The following is a 22,835-nucleotide window of genomic DNA, read 5'->3' as shown; positions in this document are numbered from 1 at the left end:
GGGGACGGTCCGTCAGATGAAACCCGGTGACGGGGCGCGGCCGGCGGGCCGCGGGCCCCAGGGCAGGGTGATCCAGACGGTTTTGCCGCCGTGTCCGTCGGGGATGACGGTCATGGTGCCGCCGGCCTCGGCCGTGAGGCTGCGGATGATGACCATGCCGCGCCCGTTGTCCTGCTGTACGGCGGCGGGGAGTCTGCGCGGCATCCGCGGGTGTCTGTCGCTGACGCCGACGCGGAGTTCCTCGCCGGGCCGCAGGCGGAGTTCCACCGTGAAGTCGGGTGACTGTCCGCGGGTGTGCTCGACGGCGTTGGTGGCCAGTTCGGACACGATCAGCCGGATCGCGTCGACCGCCTCCCCGCCGGCCGGCGCGCCCCATTCGCTGAGTACGTCCGTCACGTATCTGCGCGCCGTGGAGACCGAAGCGGGTGCGCTGGGAAGTGTCACAGATGCTTGCTCATGGTCTGCCATGGCGGCGTTGTCCCTTTCCCGCCGTGCGACGGCTCGCGGAAGGCGGCGGAGAGGCCTTGGTTGGCTGCTTCGCGCCAGCGTGCCATCGTGCTGGCCGCGATGCGGCCGATACCCCAGGATGTGCATATATCTGTCGCCCGAAGAAGTGAACTCTACGACGGAAGACCGGATTCGGGACCCTCGTGTCGCTCACCGGTGCTCCGGGAACCGGCTGCGGGTCCCGTCGGCCGCGCACACGGAAGTGCGCGGAAGGAGGACGGGTATGCACCACGCTCCTGCGGTGCGGCGGAGAAAACTCGGCGCGGAACTGCGGCGGCTGCGCGCCGCGGCCGGGGTGACCAGCGGGGAGGCGGCCCAGCTGGTGGGCTGGCACCAGTCGAAGGTGAGCCGCATCGAGACCGGGCGCAGCGGCGTGAAACCCGCCGATCTGACGCGGCTGCTCGATGCGTACGGCGTGCAGGACTTGGGGTTGCGGGCGCTCTTGGCGGCGCTCTCGGGAGCGGATGCGCCGGAGCCGGACAACGGTGCGCCGGGGGCGCCCGGAAGCGGGTCCCGGCGCGGCTGGTGGAACGCGTACCGGGATCTGCTGCCGCCCGCCTACCGCGACTTCATCGCGCTGGAGGCGGAGGCGGTACGGGCGCGCACGTTGGAGATCTCGGTCGTGCCGGGGCTGTTGCAGACCCAGGCGTACGCGCGGGAGGTGACGCGTGCGGCGCTGGGCGGCCGGGTGCCGAGGGAGCGGGTGGAGTCCCTCGTGGAGGTGCGCATGGGGCGGCAGTCGGTGCTGGACGCGGCTCCGCCGCTGGAGCTGGACGTGGTGCTGGACGAGGCGGTGCTGCGGCGCGAGGTGGGCGGGCCCGAGGTGATGGAGGAGCAGCTGCGGCATCTTGTGGCGGCTGCGACGCAACCGTTCGTACGGCTGCAGGTGTTGCCTTTTGCCAGCGGTGTGCACATCGGCGTTACGGGACCTTTCGTTATTTTCTCATTTCCGCGCATCTCTGACTTGGATGTGGTTGTTCTCGACCACCTGACGAGTAGCCTCTATATCGAACGACAGGACGAACTCCGGGCGTACAGCGCGGCGTTCGACACCCTGCGCGCACACGCGTTGTCTTTCGAAGATTCACTCGCGTTCATCGCCGGAATCGGCTGCGGGCGCGGGTGAGGCACGTGAGGAGAGGCCGCCATGCCGGCAGAACCACGTCATGCCGCTCGGATGCACAGCGGGACCCGGGGGCACAGCGACGCCCAGCCGCACGAGAGTGCCTGGGTGCACAGCAGTCACAGCACGATGACCAACTGTGTGGAGGCCGCACCGCTGGACCGCGGCCCGCACACCGTCGCAGTCCGCGACTCCAAGGACCCGTCCGGACCGCAACTGCGCTTCGGCGCGGGAGTCTGGACCGCTTTTCTCCAGTCGGTCGGTTAGGGGGAATCCAGAGCGCGCCGGCTGACCGCTCCGGGCGGCTCCCGGCGGTCACCCCGGCGCAGGGGCGGTCCGTACGAGGGTGCGGACCGCCCCCACCATGTCGGCGTCCGTGAGGTCGCCGCGCGCGGTGAGCCGCAGCCGCGAGATCCCGTCGGGAACGGACGGCGGCCGGAAGCACCCCACTTGAAGTCCCGCCTCCCGGCAGTCGGCGGCCCACTGCACGGCCGCCTCCGGTGACGGCGCGCGGACGGAGACCACCGCGGCGTCCGGGCGGGTGGCGTCGAGCCCCGCGGCGGTGAGCCGCTCGTACAGCCCGGCGGCGACCGTACGGGCGCGGGCGGCACGTTCGGGTTCGCGGCGCAGCAGCCGCACTGCGGCCAGCGCCGCGCCGGTGGCCGCGGGGGCGAGCCCGGTGTCGAAGATGAACGTGCGCGCGGTGTTGACCAGATGCTCGATGACCGCGGCCGGTCCGAGGACCGCACCGCCCTGACTGCCCAGGGATTTCGACAGGGTGACGGTGGCGACCGTGCCGGCGGCGCCGGCCAGTCCCGCCGCGTGCAGCGTGCCGCGTCCGCCCTCGCCGAGGACGCCGAGGCCGTGCGCGTCGTCCACGAGCAGGCCCGCGCCGTACGAGCGGCAGGCCGCGGCGATGCCGGCCAGCGGCGCCGCGTCACCGTCGACGGAGAAGACGGCGTCGGTCACCGCGAGCGCGGGACCGCCCGTGTGCCCGTCGAGGGCCTTGCCGACCGCCTCGGGGTCGGCGTGCGGCACGACGGCCGTCTCGGCGCGGGAGAGCCGGCACCCGTCGATGAGGGAGGCGTGGTTGGCCGCGTCGGAGACGATGAGGCCGCCGGGGCGGGTGAGCGCGGTCAGGACCGCGAGGTTCGCGGCGTAACCGGAGGAGAGCACCAGCGCCGACTCGAAGCCGCAGAAGTCGGCCAGTTCCCGCTCCAGTTCGGCGTGCAGCCCCGTGGAACCGGTCACCAGCCGCGATCCTGTGGCGCCCGCGCCCCAGTGCCGGGCAGCCTCGGCCGCGGCGCCGGTGACCGCCGGGTGCCGGGCGAGCCCGAGGTAGTCGTTGCACGCGAGATCGAGCAGCGGCGAGCGCGCGGGCCGCGGCGTCAACTGCCGTACGAGGCCCGCCCGGCGGCGGGCCTCACGGGCCTCGCCGAGCCAGCCGAACGGGTCGGCCGGCGCACCGGACTGCGGCTCCCGGCACGGTTCCTGAAACGTGGCCGAACGGGAGTTCTGGCGGTTTTCGGGCATGGGGTGTCGGCCTCTGCGATCTGTAGGGTTTGCATAGAAGGTAGTGGCTGCGCGACGCGTTCAGGGTGTGGCAATGCACACACCCCCACAAGCCGCTGTTGTGTACTTCCACCTTTTGCAACGCCCCTGGCATGGGCAAGGATCTGCGCCATGGAGCTGATGGACACACTGGTGGACAAGGGACTGCGCAGAGAGCTTCCGACCCGGGCCGAAGCGGTCGCCGTGTTGGAGACCTCCGACGACGAACTGCTCGACGTGGTGGCCGCGGCGGGCAAGGTGCGGCGGCACTGGTTCGGGCGGCGCGTGAAGCTGAACTATCTCGTCAATCTCAAATCGGGCCTGTGCCCGGAGGACTGCTCGTACTGTTCGCAGGCGCTGGGCGCGGACGCGGGCGTACTGAAATACACGTGGCTGAAGACCGACGAGGCGGTCTCGGCCGCCGAGGCGGGCGTCAAGGGCGGCGCCAAGCGCGTGTGCCTGGTGGCCAGCGGCCGCGGGCCCACCGACCGGGATGTGGACCGGGTCTCCCAGACCATCCGGGCGATCAAGGGCCAGGACGAGAACGTCGAGGTGTGCGCGTGCCTCGGCCTGCTCTCCGACGGCCAGGCGACACGTCTGCGGGAAGCGGGCGCCGACGCGTACAACCACAACCTCAACACCTCGGAATCCACCTACGCGGACATCTGCTCCACGCACACCTACCAGGACCGGGTCGACACGGTGGACCAGGCGCGCGGCGCGGGCCTCTCCCCCTGCTCCGGACTGATCGCGGGAATGGGCGAGAGCCACGAGGACCTGGTCGACGTGGTGTTCGCGCTGCGGGAGCTGAACCCGGACTCGGTGCCGGTCAACTTCCTCATCCCGATCGACGGCACACCGTTCGAGAACAAGTGGAACCTCACGCCGCGCCAGGCGATGCGCGTGCTCGCGATGGTGCGCTTCGTGTGCCCCGACGCGGAGGTACGGATCGCCGGCGGGCGCGAGGTGCAGCTGCGCTCCCTGCAACCGATGGCGCTCCAGATCGCCAACTCCATCTTCCTGGGCGACTACCTGACCACCGAGGGACGGGCCGGACAGGCCGACCTCGACATGATCGCGGACGCCGGCTTCGAGGTGGAGGGCACCGACACCACCACGCTGCCGGAGCACCGCACGGACGAGCTGGTGGCCATGCGGCAGCGCGGCGCGGGCACGGAGCTGCCGCCCAATGCCTGAGAGTTCCACCCCGTCCGGCATGGCCCCCGAGCGGCTTCTGGAGCTGGACCGGCAGCACGTGTGGCATCCGTACGGCCCGATGCCGGGCCGTACGGAGCCACTCGTGGTCGAGTCCGCCTCCGGCGTACGGCTGCGGCTCGCCGAAGAGGCCCACGGACAGCGCGAACTGGTCGACGGCATGGCCTCGTGGTGGTCCGCCGTGCACGGCTACAACCACCCCGTCCTCAACGACGCGGCCCACGCCCAGCTGGAGCGGATGAGCCACGTCATGTTCGGCGGGCTCACCCACGAACCGGCGGTACGGCTGTCGGCACGGCTGGTCGACATGACACCCGACGGCCTGGAGCACGTGTTCCTCGCCGACTCCGGGTCGGTCTCGGTCGAGGTCGCGGTCAAGATGTGCCTGCAGTACTGGCGTTCCACCGGCCGCCCCGAGAAACGGCGGCTGCTGACCTGGCGCGGCGGCTACCACGGCGACACCTGGCACCCGATGTCCGTGTGCGACCCCGAGGGCGGGATGCACGAACTGTGGTCGGGCACCCTCCCGCGCCAGGTCTTCGCGCCCGCTCCCCCGGCGGGCTTCGACGCGCCCCTCGACGAGGAGTACGCCGCCGGGCTGCGGGACCTGATCGGCGCCCACGCGCACGAACTGGCCGCTGTCGTCGTCGAACCCGTCGTGCAGGGCGCCGGCGGCATGCGCTTCCACTCCCCCGCCTATCTGCGGGCGCTGCGCGAGGCGTGCGACGCGCACGACGTACTGCTCGTACTGGACGAGATCGCCACCGGCTTCGGCCGCACCGGCGCGCTGTTCGCTGCCGACCACGCCGGGATCGCCCCCGATGTGCTGTGCCTGGGCAAGGCCCTGACGGGCGGTTACATGACGCTCGCCGCCACCCTGTGCACCCCGCGCGTCGCCGACGGCATCTCCCGCGGCGACGTACCGGTGCTCGCGCACGGCCCCACCTTCATGGGCAACCCGCTCGCCGCCGCCGTCGCCGACGCCTCACTGGGCCTGCTGCTGAGCCAGGACTGGGCCGCCGAGGTCAAGCGCATCGAGACGGGACTGCGCGAAGGGCTCGCGGACGCCGCGGAGTTGCCCGGCGTACGAGAAGCACGGGTACTGGGCGCGATCGGCGTACTGGAGCTCGACCGCGAGATCGACATGGCGGCGGCGACACGCGCCGCCGTACGGACAGGCGTGTGGCTGCGGCCGTTCCGGAACCTGGTGTACGCGATGCCGCCGTACGTCACCGGCGACGCGGACCTGGCGCTGATCTGCGAGGCCATGCGGGCCGTTGCGGAGGAGGGATGAACGGCGTGTGCGGAGTGCTTGTGGTGACGGGCACCGGTACGGAGGTCGGCAAGACGGTGACCACGGCGGCACTCGCCGCCACGGCACTGTCCGCAGGGCGCTCCGTCGCGGTGCTCAAGCCCGCGCAGACAGGTGTCGCGCCGGGTGAGCCCGGCGATGTCGCCGAGGTCCAGCGGCTGGCCGGACCCCGGGTGACGGGGGCCGAACTGGCCCGCTATCCGGAGCCGTTGGCGCCCGCCACCGCCGCACGGCGGGCCGGTATGCCGTACGTGGCACCGGGCGACATCGCCGAGGCCGCGGACAAGCTGACGGCCTCGCACGACCTCGTCCTGGTCGAGGGCGCGGGCGGGCTGCTCGTGCGCTACGACGACGGCGGCGCCACGCTCGCCGACGTCGCGGAACTGCTCGCCGCACCCGTACTGACGGTCGCCGCGGCCGGGCTGGGCACGCTCAACTCCACGGCCCTGACGGCCGAAGCCCTGCACAGCCGCGGCCTGCGGCACACCGGAGTGGTCGTCGGCAGCCTCCCCGAAGCCCCGGATCTGGCCTCCCGCTGCAACCTCGACGAGCTGCCGATAGCCGCCGGCGCCCCGCTCCTCGGCGTACTCCCCGAGGGCGCGGGGCAGTGGGCTCCGGAGCGATTCCGTGCCGCCGCTCCGGAGTGGCTCGCTCCACAACTGGGCGGCAGCGGAGGGCACTTGACCCCTGGCGCGACAGCGGCACACCGCTAACCTGAGGCCCTGGTGCCCGCTTCCGCGCGGGCCGCGTCCGGGACGGCTGACCGCCCCGGCGAGGGGGCACGTATGGGGGCCGTGGGACGGTGGCTGGCGGGACTGATCGGCGTCGTGCTGCTCATACTCGGCGGGGCGGCGGCCTGGGCGTCGGTCGAGCAGGGCAGCGGCTGGATCACCAGCGGCAGCGAGGAGTTCCGCACGGACGGCCGGGCGCTGGTGACGGACGAGATCGACGTGACCTCGGGACGCACCGGCGACCCGGCCATGGACCTCGGCGAACTGGCCAACGTACGGGTGCGCTCCGGCGCGACGGACGGCGACGGGAAGCCGCTGTTCATCGGCATCGGCAAACGCGCCGACGTCGATCGCTACCTGAACGGCGTCTCCTACGACCGGCTGGAACGGCTGCACAGCAGCCCGTTCCGGGCCGAATTCCGCCGCGTACAGGGCGAGAAGGCGCCCCAGCCGCCCTCCGGTCAGAAGTTCTGGGTCGCTACGGGATCCGATGACCGCAATCTGACGTGGGACAAGTCGTCGGGCATCTGGACGCTCGTGGTCATGAATGACGACGCGTCACCCGGCGTGGAGGTACAGGCCGATGTGGGCCTGCGGTTCGGCTTCCTGCCCTGGGCCGCCGGCGGACTGCTGTTCGTCGCGCTCCTGCTGCTGGTGTTCGCACTCAAACCCCGCCACCGGCGCCCGCGCGCACACGCCCGAAAGTGAGACACGGCCCGGCTGTGACACGGCCCGCTGTGACACAACACGGCTGTGACACGACCGGATTCCGGGGTGTGAAAAGCCGCGGCAGGGGAGAATCCGGAGCGAGTGCCTGCCAGAGGGAAGGAGCCGACCCCATGCCCGCACCCACCAACCGGCCACCACGGGACGCCGTGCACCATCCGCTGTTCGCCCGGTTCTACGCGAAGTTCAGCGTACTGAGCGACGAACGTGCCGGAGTCGGGGCGCACCGCGAGGAGTTGCTGGCCGGACTCTCCGGACGGGTGATCGAGATCGGCGCCGGGAACGGCCTGAACTTCGCCCGCTACCCGCGCACCGTCTCCGAAGTGGTCGCCATCGAACCCGAGCGCCGCATGCGGCAGTTCGCCGTCGAGGCGGCACTGCGCGCCGACGTGCCGGTCGACGTGGTGCCCGGCACGGCGGAGGCACTGCCCGTCAAGAGCGAGTCCTTCGACGCCGCCGTGTTCTCGCTGGTCCTGTGCTCCCTCCCGGACGAACAGGCGGTCCAGCGGGCGCTGGCGGAAGTGCGCAGAGTGCTGCGCCCCGGAGGCGAACTGCGCTTCTACGAACACGGCCGCGCCGAGGGCCGCCGCGGAATGTACCTGGTGCAGCGGACGCTGGACCGTACGGTGTGGCCGCGCGCGTTCGGCGGCTGCCACACGGGCCGCGAGCCGCTGGCGTCCCTCGAGGAGGCCGGGTTCCGCGAGACCGCGCACCGCAAGGTCCTGGTCCCGGAGAAGGGCCCGGCCCTGCCGCACTCCTTCCACGTCCTGGGCAGCGCCCGCCGGCCCTGAGGTCACTCCCCCGCCGCGTACGGGCCCCGCTGCTTGCCAACGGCGGGGGCCTGTACGCGGCTTGACGGCGCGTCAGGGGGTGCGGGTGATGTCAGAGGGCGCGGGTGCTGTCAGAAGATCCGGGTGCTGTCAGAGGGTCCAGGTGCTGTCAGAGGGTCCAGGTGCGCAGCTGGTCGGCGATGGCGCGTACGTCCGCCGTGCCGTCCTTCACCAGCCGGGCCAGATCGCGTATCTGCTCGGGCGAGGTGACGACCTTCAGGCCGCTCGCGACGAGATAGGCGTAGGCCACGGCCGAGGCGTACAGGGCATTGGAACGCTCCAGCGCGGGGACGTGCAGCAGCAGCTGCAGCAGCGCGGCGGCACGGTCGTGCGGGCCGGCGTAGACGGGGCGGTCGAACACGGTGGCGTCGTGCCGGCTGACGGCGGCGACGAGCGCGCCGTAGTCGGTGATCCGGGGGTCGCCCGGGGTGTTCTCCTCCGCGACGATGAGCAGCCAGGAAAGGTCGATGCGGAGAGTCAACGGAGCGGAAGGCCCTCGCTTCCGTGCCGGCCGGACGTGCCGGCGGGTGGCGTGCCGAGCTCCTCGGCGAAGACCGACTCATAGCTCTTCATGAAGTCGGCGGCGGCTTCGACGAACGTGTGCCCCGCCTCGCCGGCGTCGCGCTGGACCAGCTCCTCGATGTAGCGGTTCACGCTCACGCCTCTCTCCATGGCCCGCTCGCGGGCCGTCTCCGCCGTCGTCTCGTCCACCCGGACGTTCAACTGAGTCTTCGACACACTCCCACGCTAGCACCGGAACGCTAGCGCGTGTGCCGTCGCGGAGTACCTGCCCGCTCCGGGCCCGCGAGAACCGGCCCGGCGCCGCGCACATCGCGGACAGCCGACGGCTGTGCCCGCCCGGCATGGTGTGACGCTGAACCCCGCCATGCCCGCAGGCGTCGTCCCCAAGGACGGCTTCGGCGTCGTCGCGGTGGCCTGCGACGGCACCACCAGGCCCGAGCAGGCGTTCCACGAGGTGGCGCGGTGTTACGGCAGGGTCGAGGGCAAGGAAGGGGCGCTCTGAGCGCGCGGCGGGTCATCCTCAGGTACGAGAGGCGTCGCGCGCGTGGCCCATCGGGGGGATGTCAGGGGCCGGTGGGCGCCCGTACTGTCGTCCCTCTCAAGGGAGTTGGAACCCGGGGAGGCGCGGTGTCCACACCAGCGGAGGCGACACGGCAGGAAACGGCCGGCGGTGGAGTGCCCGCCGCCCGGGCCGAGGGACTCAGCAAGAGGTACGGGGCGGGGGAAACCGCCGTCCTGGCACTGGACTCCGTGGACGTGGACATCGCACGCGGACGGTTCACCGCGGTCATGGGCCCCTCGGGCTCGGGCAAGTCGACACTCATGCACTGCCTGGCCGGACTGGACTCGGTCACCACGGGACGGGTGTGGCTGGGCGACACGGAACTGACGGGGCTCAACGACCGGCAGCTCACGCGGCTGCGGCGGGACCGGGTCGGCTTCGTCTTCCAGGCCTTCAACCTGCTGCCGACCCTGACCGCCGAAGAGAACATCACGCTGCCGATGGACATCGCAGGACGGCAGCACGACCGGGAGTGGGTGGACCGGGTCATCGACACCCTCGGACTCCGCGACCGGCTCCACCACCGGCCCAGCCAGCTGTCCGGCGGACAGCTCCAACGCGTCGCCTGCGCGCGGGCGTTGGCCTCCCGCCCCGAACTCGTCTTCACCGACGAGCCCACCGGAAACCTCGACTCACGCTCCGGCGCCGAAGTCCTCGGCTTCCTCCGCGAGGCCGTCGACGCCCTCGACCAGACCGTCGTCATGGTCACCCACGACCCCGGCGCCGCCGCCTACTCCGACCTCGTCCTCTTCCTGGGCGACGGCCAGATCGTCGACAGCCTGGAGAAGCCCACCGCGGACAACGTCCTGGAACGCATGAAACAGTTCGACGCCATCCGGCACGGCTGACGCACAGCCCTTCGCGGCGCCCTCCCGTGCGTGAAGCGCGACCGGCCGGGGCAGGGAGCAGGGGCGCGGAGTTGTCCACGTACCGGTGGAGTGGTTGACGTACCGTCAGGAGGCGCCCATGACACGGCCGTTCCGGTTCAGTGTGACCATGCTGGGGTTCACCACCGGGGAGGCGTGGCGGGGCAGCTGCCGGCGGGCCGAGGAGCTCGGGTACGACGTGGTGCACGTGGCGGACCATCTGGGGATGCCCGCACCGTTCACGGCGCTGGCCGCGGCGGCGGAGGTCACCGAGCGGGTACGGCTGGGGACGCTGGTGCTCAACGCGGGCTTCTGGAACCCCGCGCTGCTGGCGCGTGAGGTCGCCACCTGCGACCAGTTGACCGGCGGCCGGCTCGAACTGGGCCTGGGGACGGGCTACATCAAGGCCGAGCACGACACGGCGGGGCTGCCGTTCGGATCGCCCGGCGAACGAGTGGACCATCTGGAGTCCCTCATCCAGGAGTTGAAGCGGCTGCTGGCCGACGAGAAGCACGTACCGCAGCCCGCGCAGCGCCCCGTACCGCTGATCATCGGCGGGAACGGCGACCGGGTGCTGCGGCTGGCAGCCGAACACGCGCAGATCGCCGCGTTCACCGGCGGACGGCAGGCGCCGGGGCAGCCGGAGGGCACGCTGGAACTGACGCCGCTGGAGGACCGGGTCGCCGCGTACCGGGAGTTCGCCGCCGGGCGCAGCGAACCGGCCGAGCTGAACATGCTCCTCCAGCGCGTCGCCGTGACCGACGATCCGGCCGCGGCCGTCGCGGACTTCGCCTCGTACGCGCCGGCCCTGAGCGAGAAGGACCTGCTGGAGCATCCGGCGCTGCTGGTGGGCGGCAGCGTACGGGAGATGGCGGACCAACTGCGGGCGCGCCGCGAGCAGTTCGGCTTCAGCTACATCTCCGCGCTGGAGCCGTACATGGAGGCGCTGGGTCCGGTCATCGCGGAGCTGCGCGGCACCTGAGCGGCCGTACCGCGGGGCAGCCGGTCGCCCGGTAATTCCCTCGCCCGCCGGGACGGCGTGTGCTGGGATACCCGTCGTGGACGATCTTCAGATACGGGCCGCCGAGCCCACTGACGCCGAGACCGTACTGGCCTTCTGGAAGGACGCCGCCGAGGGCACCAGCATCAGCGACGACCGCGACGGCGTGGCCCGCCTCATCGCCCGCGACCCCGGCGCGCTGCTGCTGGCCGAGTCCGGCGGGGCTCTCATCGGCACGGTCATCGCGGGGTTCGACGGCTGGCGGTGCAGCTTGTACCGCCTTGCCGTCCTCCCCTCGCACCGTCGGCGAGGCGTGGCAACGGCCCTGCTGGAAGCCGCCGAGCAGCGGTTCGTGGCGCTGGGCGGCAGGCGCGCGGACGCGATGGTGCTGGAAGCGAACGAGCACGCCCAGCAGGCCTGGGCCGCTGCCGGCTACCAGCGCGAGAATCACTGGCGGCGCTGGGTGAAGCCGCTGGCCGGCGCCCACTGACCACTCCCGCCGCGAGGGGGACGGGGCCCGGTGGGTGAAGCCCCTGGTCCGACGGGTGTGCGGTTCCCGGTCGGGGGAACTCATGACGAAACTTTTGCGTTTAAGATGAACGGCCCCCGAAGAACCGCCTCCGGCCCGAGCCGGAGTGCCCCGTTGAAAGGTGTGAGCGTCCGCCCATGGGCGACCCTCCCAGTAGCAGACATCGAGCGATCCTCATTTCCCTGCCGGACGATGGCACGGAGGTGACCCGATGATTGAAGTGCTTCTGCTGATCGTCGCCCTGCTTCTGGCGGTGGCGTGCGGCGCGTTCGTGGCGGCGGAGTTCTCGCTGACGACCGTCGAGCGCGCCGACCTGGAGCGCGCGGTGCAGCGCGGCGAGCGCGGCGCGGAGAGCGCCCTCAAGGCGGTCCAGTCGCTCACCTTCCAGCTCTCCGGCGCGCAGCTGGGCATCACGGTCACCAACCTGGTGGTCGGCATGCTCGCCGAGCCGTCGATCGCCAAGCTCATCGCCGGTCCGCTGGAGTCGCTGGGCATTCCCGCCTCGACCTCGTCGACGGTGGCCCTCGTCCTCGGTACCGCGCTCTCGACGATCGTGCTGATGGTCATCGGTGAGCTGGTCCCGAAGAACTGGGCGATCTCCAAGCCGCTGCTGATCGCGAAGAAGGTGGCGACGCCGCAGCGCGTCTTCTCCGCCCTCTTCCGTCCGCTGATCCGGCACCTGAACAACACCGCCAACCGTGCCGTGCGCCGCATGGGCATGGAGCCCACCGAGGAGCTGGCCTCGGCCCGCTCGCCGCGCGAACTGGTCGCGCTGGCCCGGCACTCGGCGAAGGAGGGCGCGCTGGAGGCGGACACCGCCGACCTGTTCGTACGCACCCTGCATCTCGCGGAGCTGACCGCGGAGAACGTGATGACGCCCCGCGTCCAGGTCACGGCGCTGGAGGTGCAGGCCAGCGCGGAGGACGTCGCCAACGCCACCCGCGCCACCGGCCTCTCCCGCTTCCCCGTCTACCGGGGCAGCCTCGACACGGTCGTGGGCATCGTCCGCCTCAAGGACGTGCTGGCCGTGCCGGCCGAGCAGCGCCCGCGGACGCCGGTGACCGAGCTGACGCGGGAGGCGCTGCTCGTACCGGAGTCGCTGACCGTCGACAAGCTGCTGGACCGGATGCCGGGCGGCGAGCGCAGCATCGCCGTCGTCATCGACGAGTACGGCGGCACGGCCGGCGTGGTCACGCTGGAGGACATCATCGAGGAGGTCGTGGGCGAGGTCCGCGACGAGCACGACCCGCTGGAGACGCCCGACCTGGCGCGCGCCGGGGAGGATCCGGAGGGCCGCCTGCTGTACGACGCGGACGGTGCCGTACGCATCGACCAGCTCGAATCCATCGGTCTGCGCGCCCCCGAGGGTCCGTACGAGACGCTCGCCGGGCTGGTCGCCACCGAGCTGGGGCGTATCCCCGCCGAGGGTGACACGGTCGAGGTCGCCCGCTGGAGGATCGACGTCGTGGACGCGACCGGGCGGCGGGCCGCGCAGGTGCGGCTGCTCGCACCGCTGAAGGACGAAGAGCCGGCCGAGGACGAGGAGGCGCGGCGATGACCGCCATTCAGCTGTTCATCGGTCTGCTGACGCTGGTCGTCAACGCGTTCTTCGTGGGCGCCGAGTTCGCGCTGATCTCGGTGCGGCGCAGCCAGATCGAGCCGCGTGCCGAGGCCGGGGACAAGAAGGCCCGCCGGGTGCTGTGGGGCCTGGAGCATGTGTCGGCGCTGATGGCGGCGGCACAGATGGGCATCACCCTGTGCACCCTGGTGCTGGGTGTGGTCGCCGAGCCGGCGATCGCGCACCTGCTGGAGCCGGTCTTCCACGCGGTGGGCGTGCCGGACGGGCTCACGCATCCGATCTCGTTCGTGATCGCGCTGGCCGCGGCGACGTATCTGCACATGCTGCTCGGCGAGATGGTGCCGAAGAACGTGGCGCTCGCCGAGCCGGAGAAGGCGGCGCTGTCGCTGGGCCCGCCGCTGGTGGCGGTCGCGCGGGCACTGCGCCCGGTGATCTTCGCGGTCAACGCCTTCGCGAACAGCCTGCTCAAGCTCATGCGGGTGGAGCCCAAGGACGAGGTCGAGTCGGCGTTCTCGGACGACGAACTGGCCCAGATGGTCGCGGACTCCTCCGAGGCGGGGCTGCTCGACGACCGTTCGACGGAGCGGCTGCGGGACGCGCTGGAGCTGGGCCGCCGCCCGGTCAGCGGCGTGGCCCAGCCGACGGAGAAGGTCGTCTCCGCGCGGCTGGGAGTGACGCCGGAGGAGCTGGAGCAGCTCTCCGCCGAGTCCGGCTACTCGCGCTTCCCCGTCGTCGCCGACTCCGGCCGTGCGCTGGGCTATCTGCATGTGAAGGACGCGCTGGACGCGTCGCCGCGGAACGCGCCGTTCCCGGTCACGGCGATGCGGCCCATCGCGCTGGTGCGGTCCTCGATGCCGCTCGACGACGTGCTGGGTGCGATGCGCTCCAGCGGTACGCACCTGGCCGCGGTGATCGGTGAGGACGGCCGCGCGGCGGGCGTCGTGACGATGGAGGACGTGCTGCGCGAGCTGGTGGGCCGCCAGCCCACCTGAGCCTGACCCCGCTGCCGTACGAGACCGGGCCCGTCCCTCTGGGGGCGGGTCCGGTCTCTCTTGGGGCGGGTCCGGTCATTGACTGGGGCAACAAGTTAGGCTTGTCCCTTGTGACCAGCTCCGCCGCCCCCTCCGGGCCTTCCGCCGTCAGCAGTTTCGTCGCCCTCGGCGACTCCTTCACCGAAGGCATGTCGGACCGGCTTCCGGACGGTTCGTACCGTGGCTGGGCCGACATCCTCGCCGACCGGCTCGCGGCCCATACCGACGGTTTCCGGTACGCGAATCTCGCCGTGCGCGGCAAGCTCATCGGGCAGATCGCCGACGGGCAGGTGGACACCGCCGCGTCGATGGGCGCGGACCTGGTGACGCTCGTCGGCGGGCTCAACGACACGCTGCGTCCGAAGTGCGACATGGACCGGGTGGCGGGGCTGCTGGAGGAGTCGGTGGCGAAGCTCGCCCCGGCCTGCGGACAGCTGGTGCTGATGCGCAGCCCCGGCCGCCAGGGCCCGGTGCTGGAGCGCTACCGGCCGCGCATGGAGCGGCTGTTCGACGTCATCGACGAGCTGGCGGAACGGTACGGGGCGCTGGTCGTGGATCTGTACGGGTCGCGTGCGCTGGCCGATCAGCGGATGTGGGACGCCGACCGGCTGCACCTGACGGCGGAGGGGCACCGGCGGGTGGCGGAGGCCGTGTGGCAGCGTCTGGGTCTGCCCGCCGAGTTCGACTGGGACGCGCCGCTGCCGCCCGCGGCGGCGCCGTCGTGGCCGGCCCGGCGTGCGGCGGACGCCCGGTTCGCGCGGGTTCATCTGCTGCCGTGGATCGGCCGTCGGCTCACGGGGAGGTCCTCGGGTGACGGGCGGCTGCCCAAGCGGCCCGAGCTCGCGCCTCTCACCAGCGACAAGACCTCGTGACGGGACCCCGTAGAATCCGGGAACGTGACTGAGAAGCCGCGCATCCCGAACGTCCTGGCCGCCCGCTACGCCTCCCCCGAGCTGGCCCGTCTGTGGTCCCCCGAACACAAGGTGGTGCTGGAGCGGCAGCTGTGGCTCGCCGTGCTGAAGGCCCAGCGGGATCTGGGCATCGACGTGCCCGAGCAGGCCGTCGCCGACTACGAGCGGGTGCTGGAGCAGGTGGACCTGGCGTCCATCGCGGAGCGCGAGAAGGTCACCCGGCACGATGTGAAGGCCCGCATCGAGGAGTTCAACGCGCTGGCCGGGCACGAGCACGTGCACAAGGGCATGACGTCGCGGGACCTGACGGAGAACGTCGAGCAGCTGCAGATCCGCCGCTCCCTGGAGCTGGTGCGCGACCGTACGGTGGCGCTGCTGGCGCGGCTGGGGCAGCTGTCGGGCGAGCACGCCGAGCTGGTCATGGCGGGCCGTTCGCACAATGTCGCCGCGCAGGCCACGACGCTCGGCAAGCGGTTCGCGACCGGCGCGGACGAACTCCTCGTCGGCTACGGCCGACTGGAGGAGCTGCTGGGCCGCTACCCGCTGCGCGGCATCAAGGGCCCGGTCGGTACCGCGCAGGACATGCTGGACCTGCTCGGCGGCGACGAGGACAAGCTGGCGCAGCTGGAGCAGCGCATCGCGCACCACCTGGGCTTCGCGCACGTCTTCACCTCGGTCGGGCAGGTCTACCCGCGCTCCCTGGACTACGACGCGGTCAGCTCGCTGGTGCAGCTGGCCGGCGCGCCCTCGTCGCTGGCCAAGACGATCCGCCTGATGGCCGGTCAGGAGCTGGTGACCGAGGGCTTCAAGGAGGGCCAGGTCGGCTCCTCCGCGATGCCGCACAAGATGAACACCCGTTCCTGCGAGCGCGTCAACGGCCTCATGGTGATCCTGCGCGGCTACGCCTCGATGGCGGGCGAGCTCGCGGGCGACCAGTGGAACGAGGGCGACGTGTCCTGCTCGGTGGTGCGCCGGGTCGCGCTGCCGGACGCGTTCTTCGCCTTCGACGGGCTGATCGAGACGTTCCTGACGGTGCTGGACGAGTTCGGCGCGTTCCCCGCCGTCGTCGCCCGTGAACTCGACCGCTACCTCCCCTTCCTGGCCACCACGAAGGTCCTGATGGCCGCCGTGCGCGGCGGTGTCGGCCGGGAGGTCGCCCACGAGGTCATCAAGGAGCACGCGGTCGCGTCGGCGCTGGCGCTGCGCGAGGGCGCGGCGAAGAACGAGCTGCTGGACCGCCTCGCCGACGACTCGCGGATTCCGCTCGGGCGCGAGGAGTTGGACGCCCTGATGGCCGACCAGCTGTCGTTCACCGGCGCGGCGGCCGGGCAGGTACGGGCGCTGCTGGCCCGTGTCGAAGAGGTCACCAAGCGGCACCCGGAGGCCGCCGCGTACACGCCGGGGTCGATCCTCTGACACCCCGCTTCTCGCGCGAGGAACTGGAGTCCTTCCGCGATCGCACCGTTCCGGATGTGATCGCGGAGGGCCTCGACGTCCTCTTCTGCGGCATCAACCCCGGTCTGATGTCGGCCGCGACGGGCCACCACTTCGCCCGCCCCGGCAACCGCTTCTGGCCCGTGCTGCACAAGTCCGGCTTCACCCCTCGGCAGTTGAAGCCCGAGGAGGAGCAGGAGCTGCTGTCGTACGGGCTGGGCATCACCAACGTGGTGCGGCGGGCCACGGCGCGCGGTGACGAACTGGCCGACGAGGAGTTCGTGGAGGGCGGGCGCGAACTCACCGGCACGGTCGCCCGGTTCGCGCCCCGCTGGCTCGCGGTCGTCGGGGTCACCGCCTACCGCACGGCCTTCGCCGACCGGCACGCCCGCATCGGCCCCCAGGACGGCACACTCGGCGGCGCCCGCGTATGGGTCCTGCCCAACCCCAGCGGCCTGAACGCCCATTGGTCGCCGGCGGCGATGGCCGAGGAGTACGGCCGGCTGCGGGAGGCGGCCCGGTCCTGAGGGCGCGCCACGGCGCGCGCCGGGCAGCACCGGGCACGGGCGGGGCGGCCCCGACGGCTCCGCTCAGCTCTCCGCGGGCAGTGGGTGCTCCTTGATGAAGCGGCGGAGTTCCGACGTGAGGGCTGCCGGGTTGTCGAACTGGACCAGGGTGCGTGCTTCGGGGATCTCCACGTAGTGCGCGTTCGGCAGGAGTTCCGCGAGGCGGCGGCCCGTGGCCGGGGGCATCATGCGGTCCTCGGCGCCCCAGGCGACCAGTGCGGGGCGGGTGAAGGAGGGCAGGTTCGCGGCCGCCTTCACGTAGCAGTCCCGGTCCACAGCCCGGCAGAACTTGGCGAGGTCGCGCCGGATGTCACGGCTGCTCAGCAGCGGGCCGTACCAGCGGGCGATCAGCTCGTTCGGGAGCCGCTTCTTCGCCATCCCGCCGAGCGACATCCGCATGCGTGCCAGGGCGGGGAAGCGGAAGGACTGGATGAGCAGGAAGAGACCGCCGGGCACCTTGGCGGCCCGGTCGAGCATCTTCCCCTGTGAGCCCGGCGGGTAGTTGTCCAGCGCCTCGCAGGAGGTGAGGACGAGCCGGGCGATGCGCTCGTCCCGTACCCCGATGAGGAGTTGGGCCGTTCCGGCGTCGTTCTGGACGAGGGTGACATCGCGGAGGTCGAGGCGTTCCATGAACTCGGCCAGCAGCGCCGCGACACCGTGCGCGGACAGGTCCGCGTCCGGCCGCATCGGACGCAGGTGGCTGCCGGTCGGCAGTACGGGGACCAGCACGCGGAAGTCGGGACGGAGTTCGGAGACGACCTCGGTCCAGACCGACGCGTCGAAGCCGAGGCCGGGGACGAGGACGACGACGGAGCCTTCACCGCCCGTGTCCTCGTAGTCGATGGTGCCCGCGCTCAGCTCGATCTCTGGCATGACAGTGCCTCCGGCTCGGTCGCACGAGTACTAGATAGAGCGTTCTAGTGAGACAATAGGCGGGTATCCCCGACACCACAACGGCCGCGCCCCGGAGGCCCACCGTGAGCGACAGCAAGGACACCGGCACACGAGACACCAGGCAGCGCATCGTCACCGCCGGCACCGAACTGTTCCGGCACAGGGGCTACACCGGCACCGGCATGAAGCAGATCGCCGAGGCCGCGGGCGCACCCTTCGGGTCGATCTATCACTTCTTCCCCAAGGGCAAGGCGCAGCTGGGCGAGGAGGTGATCCGCACCTCGGGCGCCGCTTATCTCGGCCTCGTCGTCGACCTCATGACGCCGTACGAGGACAGGGTCGCCGCCACCGGCGACGCCTTCACCGGCGCGGCGCGGACCCTGAGCGAGCTCGACTTCGCCGACCCCTGCCCGATCGCGACCGTCGCCCTGGAGGTGGCGAGCACCAACGAGCAGCTCCGGCAGGCCACTTCGGACGTCTTCGACAGCTGGACCGACGGCCTCGCCGCCTACTACGCGGAGGGCGGCATCCCCCAGCCGGCCGCGCGGGAGACGGCGAGCTCGGTGATCGCGCTGCTGGAGGGCGCTTTCATGCTCGGCCGCGCCGCACGCAGCACCGAGCCGGTGCTCGCGGCGGGCAGAGCGGCCGCGGCGATCGTACGGGCGGCACTGGCCGGCGAGTGACCGCCGCTGCGAAGGGAGATGCCCGCGGTGCTCACGCGGGCAGTCACTCGCGGATCGCGGACCGTGACGCGCGGCGCCTTCGCGTCGTCCGCTTCCGCGTGGCGTTCGCCCTCGTCGTGGCTGTGTGCAGCAGATACGATCCGCTGCACACACCGGCGGCAGGGAGGCGGAGTTGGCGAGTCTCACCGGCAGGGACCCGTCCCTGCTGCGGCGGATCAACTCCACCGTCGTGCTGCGCGAGCTGCGCTCCCGCGTCGGCGGGGCCGCCCTCACTCTGACCGATCTGGTGCACGCCACGGAGCTGTCCCGGCCGACACTGGAGGGCGTGGTCGAGGGGCTGATGGAGGCCGGTCTGGTCGCGGAGGCCGCCGAGGAGCCGGGCCCGGGCACCGGCGGCTCCCGCCGGGGGCGGCCCGCGCGGCGGTTCCGGTTCCGCGCCGACGCCGGTCATCTGCTGGGCATCGAGATCGGCCCGCACCGCACCGCGGCCGTACTGTCCGATCTGACGGGCCGGTTCGCGGGAACGGTCACCCGTACCGTCGACGACCGGGCGGATGCCGGGGAACGGCTGGAGTGCGCACGGTCGACCGTCGCCGAACTGCTGCGTACGAGCGGGGTGCCGCGCGGCGCGCTGCGCGCGGTGGGCGTCGGTACGCCCGGCATCGTGGAGTCCGACGGGCGGATACGGCTGGGCACCGCGCTGCCCGGCTGGACGGGACTGCCGCTGGGTGAGCGGCTGCGCCGCTCCTTCCGCTGCCCCGTACTGGTCGAGAACGACGCCAACGCCGGTGTCCTGGCCGAGCATTGGCAGGGGGCCGCGTCCGGCTCCGAGGATGTCGTCATGGTCCTGGCGGGGCTGAGCCCGGGCGCCGGATCGCTGATCGGCGGCCGGCTGCACCGCGGCTTCGGCGGCGCGGCCGGGGAGATCGGGGCGCTGCATCTGCTGGGCCGGGAGGCCACGCCCGAGCATCTGCTGTCGGTCACGGACGAACCGCTGCATCCGCTGGACGAACCGGCTGTGGCACGGGTGTTCACCCGCGCCCGTGAGGGCGACGAGCAGGCAGGCCGGGCCGTGGAGCGGTTCGTGCAGCGGCTGGTGCACGACGTGGCGGCGCTGGTGCTGGCCCTCGATCCGGAACTGGTCGTGATCGGCGGCTGGGCGTCCGGTCTGGACGGCGTACTGGAGCCGCTGCGCCGCGAGTTGGCCCGCTACTGCCTGCGGCCGCCGCGCGTCGAGCTGTCCGCGCTGGGCGACGCGGCCGTGGCAACGGGCGCCCTGCGGCTGGCACTCGACCACGTGGAGGCCGAACTCTTCGCGCTGGAGGGGCCCGCACCGCACTGACCGGCCCGGACCCCAACATCCCGGCCGACGGGCCGGTACGGGTTCAGCCCGCCATGACGGGGACGGGGCCACCGTCGGCGAAGGTGAGCCGGCAGGTGTCCGCGCGGTACGTGGAGACGGCGACCGCGGCGGTGCGGCCACGCGTCACGTACCGGGTGGTGACGACGAGGACGGGCGCGCCGGGCAGCCGGTCGAGCTGACGGGCGTCGTCGGCGCGGGCCGAGCCGAGCTCCACCGTGCGCTCCTGGCCCTCGAGTTCGAGGCGCCGCAGCTCGCGCAGCACGGCGTGGGCCACGGCGGTCCCCCGCGTCTCCTCGTCGGTGGGGACGGTGGGAACGGAGGCGTCCGGTACGTACAGCAGCTCCGCGGCGACGGGCTGACCGTGCGTCACACGGGTCCGGCGCACCGCGTGTACGGCGGGGGCGTCGCTCTCGTGCCGCTCTCCGAAGAGCAGGGCGACGGGCGGCGGCGGGGCGGCGTGCTCGTGGCTCTCGGTGTGCCAGTCGTCGCCGAGCTCGCCCGGCCAGCCCTGGCCGTCGGGGCCGACCTCGACGCCGATGCGGGGCGGGGCGACGGTCGTACCGACACCGCGGCGGCGCTGCAGCCGGCCTTCGAGCTCGAGCTGTTCGAGCGCCTGCCGGAGGGTGGCACGGGCGACGCCGAACCGGGCCGCCAGATCACGCTCGTTGGGCAGGATCTCGCCGACGGAGAACTCGGAGTCGAGCGCGTCGGAGAGCACGGTCTTCAGATGCCGGTACTTCGGCTCCGGCACTGTGTCCAGCTGCGTGGTCCCCACCCTTGCCTCCGCAATCGCCGTGTTCCCACAGGGTTTTCCGTGTGGTTGTTTTTGAAAGGTTGTTGCGTATGGCTGCGACCATAAGGCTCCCTTAACCCTTGGTCAATACCAATCCGCGCCCCTCGGGGGCTGTTCCGCGCCGGTACGGGATGCAATGATCGATCATCTTGGCGACGGCGAGGAGCGGACCATGACGGAGCGGCACCCGGCACGGCAGCCGAAGGTCACCCTCGTCACCGGCGGTGCCCGCGGCATCGGCGCCGCCACGGCACTGCGCCTCGCCCGGGACGGGCACAGCATCGCCGTCGGCTACGAGCACTCGCGGGAGGACGCCGAGAAGGTCGCCGCCGCCGTACGCGCCCAGGGCGTCGACGCGCTGCCGGTACGTCTCGACACGAGCGTGGCCGAGCAGGTCGACGCCTGTTTCGACCAGGTACGGGACGGGCTGGGCCCGGTCACGGGACTGGTCAACAACGCGGGAGTGACCGGCCCGTTGGGGCGGTTCACGGAGACCTCGCCCGAGGACATGCGGCGGGTCGTCGACGTCAACGTGACGGGTGCGCTGCTGTGCGCGCGACGGGCGCTGCGCGAGATGTCGACGGCGTACGGCGGGACGGGCGGCACCGTGGTGAGCATCTCCTCCGGCGCGGCGACGCTCGGCTCGCCCGGCGAGTACGTGCACTACGCGGCGAGCAAGGCCGCCGTCGACGCGATGACGGTGGGCCTGGCCAAGGAGTTCGGACCGGAGGGGGTACGGGTCAACGCCGTACAGTCCGGCACCGTACTGACCGGCATGCACGCGGCCATGGGCGACGCGGACCGGCCGTGGAAGAAGGCCGAGCTCACCCCGCTGCGGCGGCCGGGCCACCCGGAGGAGATCGCGAACGCGGTGGCCTGGCTGATGTCGGACGAGTCCTCGTACGCCACCGGCGCGGTCCTGCGGGTGGCCGGCGGAATGTGAACCCGGCCCGGGGCCACGGCCCGCAGGCCGCAGCCCCTCCTACCCGGCCGTCGGCTTGAGGTGCTGGAGCTTGTCCGGGTTGCTCACCACGTAGACACGCTGGATGCGGCCGTCGGCGACGTCCAGGACGAACGCCGCGATGGGCCGCCCCTGTTCGGTGGCGAGCACCGCGACCGCGCCGTTGAGTTCGGTGAACGTGAACTCGTAGGTGCCGCCCTGCGGTCCGACAGCGGCGAGAAACCGGCCCACCTTGTCGGCGGACACGAGAACCTGCGGCGGCGCCTTGGCCTTGCCGCCGCTGTCGCCCACGAGCTGCACGTCCGGGGCGAGTACGGCGAGGAGCCCGTCGAGGTCGCCCTCGCTCGCGGCGGTCAGGAAACGCTCGGTCAGCGCGCGCTGCTGCGCGGGGTCGGTCTCGAAACGGGGCCGGCGTTCGGCGACGTGCTTGCGGGCGCGGCCGGCGAGCTGACGGACGGCCGGTTCGCCGCGCTCCAGCGTCTCGGCGATCTCCGCGTACGGGAAGCCGAAGGCCTCACGGAGCACGAACACGGCGCGTTCCAGCGGTGAGAGGGACTCCAGCACGATCAGTACGGCGAGTGAGACGGACTCGTTGAGCACGGCCCGGTCCGCGCCGTCGGGGGCCGCGGCCGAGGGGGCGACCGCGGTGTCGGTGGGCAGCGGCTCGGGCAGCCACTGGCCGACGTACGTCTCCCGGCGCGACTGCGCCTGCCGCAGCCGGTCGATGGCGAGCCGCGTGGTGATCCGTACGAGATAGGCGCGGGGTTCGCGCACGGTGTCGCGGTCGGCGCCGGCCCAGCGCAGCCAGGCGTCCTGGACGACGTCCTCGGCGTCGGCGACGCGGCCGAGCATGCGGTAGGCCACCCCGTCGAGGACCTGCCGGTGCTGCTCGAAGACCTCGGCAGCGGCGGGATCGCCGGAGGCGGCGGGATCGCCGGCGGACTCCAGGGTGCCGGCGGGCTCCGGGGCGCCGGATACGGAGGTGCCGGTGGCGGTGGTGCCGTCATTGGTCACGCGCCCGATCCTAGTGCGGATTTCCGGGAGTTGGGCGAGCAGATGGGCGCAGCACCGCGGGGCGCGTCCGGTGGACACGCCCCGCGGTCCTCCGTTTCCGGACGGCCGCGACCCGTCAAGCAGCTTCGAGTG

26 protein-coding genes are annotated in these 22,835 nt (G+C 72.1%); 19 read left to right on the top strand and 7 right to left on the bottom strand.

Annotated features, from left to right (window positions below; translation table 11 throughout):
- Positions 1 to 12: 12 nt before the first annotated feature.
- Positions 13 to 468, bottom strand: a complete 456-nt coding sequence (locus AC3AGO_RS33485) for an ATP-binding protein (RefSeq protein ID WP_487824044.1) — start codon at positions 466 to 468, stop codon at positions 13 to 15.
- A 262-nt stretch (positions 469 to 730) separates the two neighbouring features.
- On the opposite strand from AC3AGO_RS33485, the gene AC3AGO_RS33480 reads away from it, so the two are divergent.
- Positions 731 to 1,633, top strand: a complete 903-nt coding sequence (locus AC3AGO_RS33480; RefSeq protein WP_487824043.1) for a helix-turn-helix domain-containing protein — start codon at positions 731 to 733, stop codon at positions 1,631 to 1,633.
- A gap of 105 nt (positions 1,634 to 1,738) precedes the next feature.
- Positions 1,739 to 1,897 carry a DUF397 domain-containing protein gene (locus tag AC3AGO_RS33475; RefSeq protein WP_487824042.1) on the top strand — a complete coding sequence of 53 codons (159 nt, stop codon included), beginning with the start codon at positions 1,739 to 1,741 and terminating at the stop codon, positions 1,895 to 1,897.
- A gap of 48 nt (positions 1,898 to 1,945) precedes the next feature.
- Here the strand turns inward: AC3AGO_RS33475 and AC3AGO_RS33470 are convergent, their stop codons facing one another.
- Positions 1,946 to 3,163, bottom strand: coding sequence for an 8-amino-7-oxononanoate synthase (locus AC3AGO_RS33470; RefSeq protein WP_487824041.1), 1,218 nt, complete (start codon positions 3,161 to 3,163; stop codon positions 1,946 to 1,948).
- A gap of 150 nt (positions 3,164 to 3,313) precedes the next feature.
- Between AC3AGO_RS33470 and bioB the strand changes: the two genes are divergently transcribed.
- The 5 genes from bioB (at position 3,314) to AC3AGO_RS33445 (ending at position 7,956) form a co-directional block, all read left to right on the top strand.
- Complete coding sequence (bioB, locus tag AC3AGO_RS33465; protein ID WP_487824040.1) at positions 3,314 to 4,378, top strand: biotin synthase BioB; 1,065 nt, start codon at positions 3,314 to 3,316, stop codon at positions 4,376 to 4,378.
- Entirely contained in the window at positions 4,371 to 5,690 is a 1,320-nt protein-coding gene (locus AC3AGO_RS33460) for an adenosylmethionine--8-amino-7-oxononanoate transaminase (RefSeq protein WP_487824039.1), read from the top strand. The genes bioB and AC3AGO_RS33460 overlap by 8 nt, the downstream gene beginning before the upstream one ends.
- On the top strand, positions 5,687 to 6,421 hold the full coding sequence (gene bioD / locus AC3AGO_RS33455; RefSeq protein ID WP_487824038.1) for a dethiobiotin synthase: 735 nt from the start codon (positions 5,687 to 5,689) through the stop codon (positions 6,419 to 6,421). The genes AC3AGO_RS33460 and bioD overlap by 4 nt, the downstream gene beginning before the upstream one ends.
- 72 nt (positions 6,422 to 6,493) lie before the next feature.
- On the top strand, positions 6,494 to 7,147 hold the full coding sequence (locus tag AC3AGO_RS33450; protein WP_487824037.1) for a hypothetical protein: 654 nt from the start codon (positions 6,494 to 6,496) through the stop codon (positions 7,145 to 7,147).
- 131 nt (positions 7,148 to 7,278) lie between these two features.
- Positions 7,279 to 7,956 (top strand): class I SAM-dependent methyltransferase, encoded by a 678-nt coding sequence (locus AC3AGO_RS33445; RefSeq protein ID WP_487824036.1) that lies wholly within the window; start codon positions 7,279 to 7,281, stop codon positions 7,954 to 7,956.
- 148 nt (positions 7,957 to 8,104) lie between these two features.
- On the opposite strand, the gene AC3AGO_RS33440 is transcribed toward AC3AGO_RS33445, so the two are convergent.
- Both AC3AGO_RS33440 and AC3AGO_RS33435 read right to left on the bottom strand, forming a co-directional pair.
- On the bottom strand, positions 8,105 to 8,476 hold the full coding sequence (locus tag AC3AGO_RS33440; RefSeq protein WP_487824035.1) for a fic family toxin-antitoxin system, toxin component: 372 nt from the start codon (positions 8,474 to 8,476) through the stop codon (positions 8,105 to 8,107).
- Positions 8,473 to 8,733, bottom strand: a complete 261-nt coding sequence (locus AC3AGO_RS33435; RefSeq protein WP_487824034.1) for an antitoxin — start codon at positions 8,731 to 8,733, stop codon at positions 8,473 to 8,475. The genes AC3AGO_RS33440 and AC3AGO_RS33435 overlap by 4 nt, the downstream gene beginning before the upstream one ends.
- A gap of 148 nt (positions 8,734 to 8,881) precedes the next feature.
- Here AC3AGO_RS33435 and AC3AGO_RS33430 point away from each other — a divergent pair, with 148 nt between their 5' ends.
- The 9 genes from AC3AGO_RS33430 (at position 8,882) to mug (ending at position 16,956) form a co-directional block, all read left to right on the top strand.
- Entirely contained in the window at positions 8,882 to 9,019 is a 138-nt protein-coding gene (locus AC3AGO_RS33430) for a hypothetical protein (protein WP_487824033.1), read from the top strand.
- 125 nt (positions 9,020 to 9,144) lie between these two features.
- Positions 9,145 to 9,927 carry an ABC transporter ATP-binding protein gene (locus AC3AGO_RS33425; protein ID WP_487824032.1) on the top strand — a complete coding sequence of 261 codons (783 nt, stop codon included), beginning with the start codon at positions 9,145 to 9,147 and terminating at the stop codon, positions 9,925 to 9,927.
- 118 nt (positions 9,928 to 10,045) lie between these two features.
- A complete protein-coding gene (locus tag AC3AGO_RS33420; RefSeq protein WP_487824031.1) occupies positions 10,046 to 10,927 on the top strand; it encodes an LLM class F420-dependent oxidoreductase in 882 nt (293 codons plus the stop codon).
- Positions 10,928 to 11,003: 76 nt separating this feature from the next.
- Positions 11,004 to 11,435 carry a GNAT family N-acetyltransferase gene (locus AC3AGO_RS33415; RefSeq protein ID WP_487824030.1) on the top strand — a complete coding sequence of 144 codons (432 nt, stop codon included), beginning with the start codon at positions 11,004 to 11,006 and terminating at the stop codon, positions 11,433 to 11,435.
- A gap of 250 nt (positions 11,436 to 11,685) precedes the next feature.
- A complete protein-coding gene (locus tag AC3AGO_RS33410; RefSeq protein ID WP_487824029.1) occupies positions 11,686 to 13,032 on the top strand; it encodes a hemolysin family protein in 1,347 nt (448 codons plus the stop codon).
- Positions 13,029 to 14,045 (top strand): hemolysin family protein, encoded by a 1,017-nt coding sequence (locus AC3AGO_RS33405; RefSeq protein ID WP_487824028.1) that lies wholly within the window; start codon positions 13,029 to 13,031, stop codon positions 14,043 to 14,045. The genes AC3AGO_RS33410 and AC3AGO_RS33405 overlap by 4 nt, the downstream gene beginning before the upstream one ends.
- A 188-nt stretch (positions 14,046 to 14,233) precedes the next feature.
- Complete coding sequence (locus AC3AGO_RS33400) at positions 14,234 to 14,956, top strand: SGNH/GDSL hydrolase family protein (RefSeq protein ID WP_487824905.1); 723 nt, start codon at positions 14,234 to 14,236, stop codon at positions 14,954 to 14,956.
- A 24-nt stretch (positions 14,957 to 14,980) separates the two neighbouring features.
- On the top strand, positions 14,981 to 16,411 hold the full coding sequence (purB, locus tag AC3AGO_RS33395; protein ID WP_487824027.1) for an adenylosuccinate lyase: 1,431 nt from the start codon (positions 14,981 to 14,983) through the stop codon (positions 16,409 to 16,411).
- A 56-nt stretch (positions 16,412 to 16,467) separates the two neighbouring features.
- Entirely contained in the window at positions 16,468 to 16,956 is a 489-nt protein-coding gene (gene mug / locus AC3AGO_RS33390; protein WP_487824026.1) for a G/U mismatch-specific DNA glycosylase, read from the top strand.
- Between the two features lie 63 nt (positions 16,957 to 17,019).
- Here mug and AC3AGO_RS33385 read toward each other — a convergent pair whose 3' ends face one another.
- Positions 17,020 to 17,868, bottom strand: a complete 849-nt coding sequence (locus AC3AGO_RS33385) for an alpha/beta fold hydrolase (protein WP_487824025.1) — start codon at positions 17,866 to 17,868, stop codon at positions 17,020 to 17,022.
- A 104-nt stretch (positions 17,869 to 17,972) separates the two neighbouring features.
- Between AC3AGO_RS33385 and AC3AGO_RS33380 the strand changes: the two genes are divergently transcribed.
- A complete protein-coding gene (locus tag AC3AGO_RS33380; RefSeq protein WP_487824024.1) occupies positions 17,973 to 18,572 on the top strand; it encodes a TetR/AcrR family transcriptional regulator in 600 nt (199 codons plus the stop codon).
- Positions 18,573 to 18,744: 172 nt separating this feature from the next.
- Entirely contained in the window at positions 18,745 to 19,914 is a 1,170-nt protein-coding gene (locus tag AC3AGO_RS33375; RefSeq protein ID WP_487824023.1) for an ROK family protein, read from the top strand.
- Between the two features lie 43 nt (positions 19,915 to 19,957).
- Here the strand turns inward: AC3AGO_RS33375 and AC3AGO_RS33370 are convergent, their stop codons facing one another.
- Positions 19,958 to 20,710: a GntR family transcriptional regulator gene (locus AC3AGO_RS33370; protein ID WP_487824022.1), complete on the bottom strand. Its 753-nt coding sequence runs from the start codon at positions 20,708 to 20,710 to the stop codon at positions 19,958 to 19,960.
- A 190-nt stretch (positions 20,711 to 20,900) separates the two neighbouring features.
- On the opposite strand from AC3AGO_RS33370, the gene AC3AGO_RS33365 reads away from it, so the two are divergent.
- Positions 20,901 to 21,671, top strand: a complete 771-nt coding sequence (locus tag AC3AGO_RS33365) for an SDR family NAD(P)-dependent oxidoreductase (RefSeq protein ID WP_487824904.1) — start codon at positions 20,901 to 20,903, stop codon at positions 21,669 to 21,671.
- A 39-nt stretch (positions 21,672 to 21,710) separates the two neighbouring features.
- On the opposite strand, the gene sigJ is transcribed toward AC3AGO_RS33365, so the two are convergent.
- Positions 21,711 to 22,637: an RNA polymerase sigma factor SigJ gene (gene sigJ / locus AC3AGO_RS33360; protein WP_487824903.1), complete on the bottom strand. Its 927-nt coding sequence runs from the start codon at positions 22,635 to 22,637 to the stop codon at positions 21,711 to 21,713.
- Positions 22,638 to 22,835 lie beyond the last annotated feature (198 nt).

It is taken from the genome of Streptomyces sp. BL1, assembly GCF_057628045.1.
This window is presented reverse-complemented; position numbering and strand designations above follow the sequence as displayed.

Bases quoted from the DNA above. Each gene is read 5' to 3' on its own strand.
- AC3AGO_RS33405 (WP_487824028.1), top strand. From the start codon at position 13,029: ATGACCGCCATTCAGCTGTTCATCGGTCTGCTGACGCTGGTCGTCAAC.
- AC3AGO_RS33400 (WP_487824905.1), top strand. From the start codon at position 14,234: ATGTCGGACCGGCTTCCGGACGGTTCGTACCGTGGCTGGGCCGACATC.
- AC3AGO_RS33430 (WP_487824033.1), top strand. From the start codon at position 8,882: ATGCCCGCAGGCGTCGTCCCCAAGGACGGCTTCGGCGTCGTCGCGGTG.
- AC3AGO_RS33460 (WP_487824039.1), top strand. From the start codon at position 4,371: ATGCCTGAGAGTTCCACCCCGTCCGGCATGGCCCCCGAGCGGCTTCTG.
- AC3AGO_RS33470 (WP_487824041.1), bottom strand. From the start codon at position 3,163: ATGCCCGAAAACCGCCAGAACTCCCGTTCGGCCACGTTTCAGGAACCG.
- bioB (WP_487824040.1), top strand. From the start codon at position 3,314: ATGGAGCTGATGGACACACTGGTGGACAAGGGACTGCGCAGAGAGCTT.
- AC3AGO_RS33420 (WP_487824031.1), top strand. From the start codon at position 10,046: ATGACACGGCCGTTCCGGTTCAGTGTGACCATGCTGGGGTTCACCACC.
- AC3AGO_RS33410 (WP_487824029.1), top strand. From the start codon at position 11,686: ATGATTGAAGTGCTTCTGCTGATCGTCGCCCTGCTTCTGGCGGTGGCG.
- AC3AGO_RS33450 (WP_487824037.1), top strand. From the start codon at position 6,494: ATGGGGGCCGTGGGACGGTGGCTGGCGGGACTGATCGGCGTCGTGCTG.
- AC3AGO_RS33385 (WP_487824025.1), bottom strand. From the start codon at position 17,868: ATGCCAGAGATCGAGCTGAGCGCGGGCACCATCGACTACGAGGACACG.
- bioD (WP_487824038.1), top strand. From the start codon at position 5,687: ATGAACGGCGTGTGCGGAGTGCTTGTGGTGACGGGCACCGGTACGGAG.
- AC3AGO_RS33485 (WP_487824044.1), bottom strand. From the start codon at position 468: ATGGCAGACCATGAGCAAGCATCTGTGACACTTCCCAGCGCACCCGCT.
- AC3AGO_RS33365 (WP_487824904.1), top strand. From the start codon at position 20,901: ATGACGGAGCGGCACCCGGCACGGCAGCCGAAGGTCACCCTCGTCACC.
- AC3AGO_RS33445 (WP_487824036.1), top strand. From the start codon at position 7,279: ATGCCCGCACCCACCAACCGGCCACCACGGGACGCCGTGCACCATCCG.
- AC3AGO_RS33480 (WP_487824043.1), top strand. From the start codon at position 731: ATGCACCACGCTCCTGCGGTGCGGCGGAGAAAACTCGGCGCGGAACTG.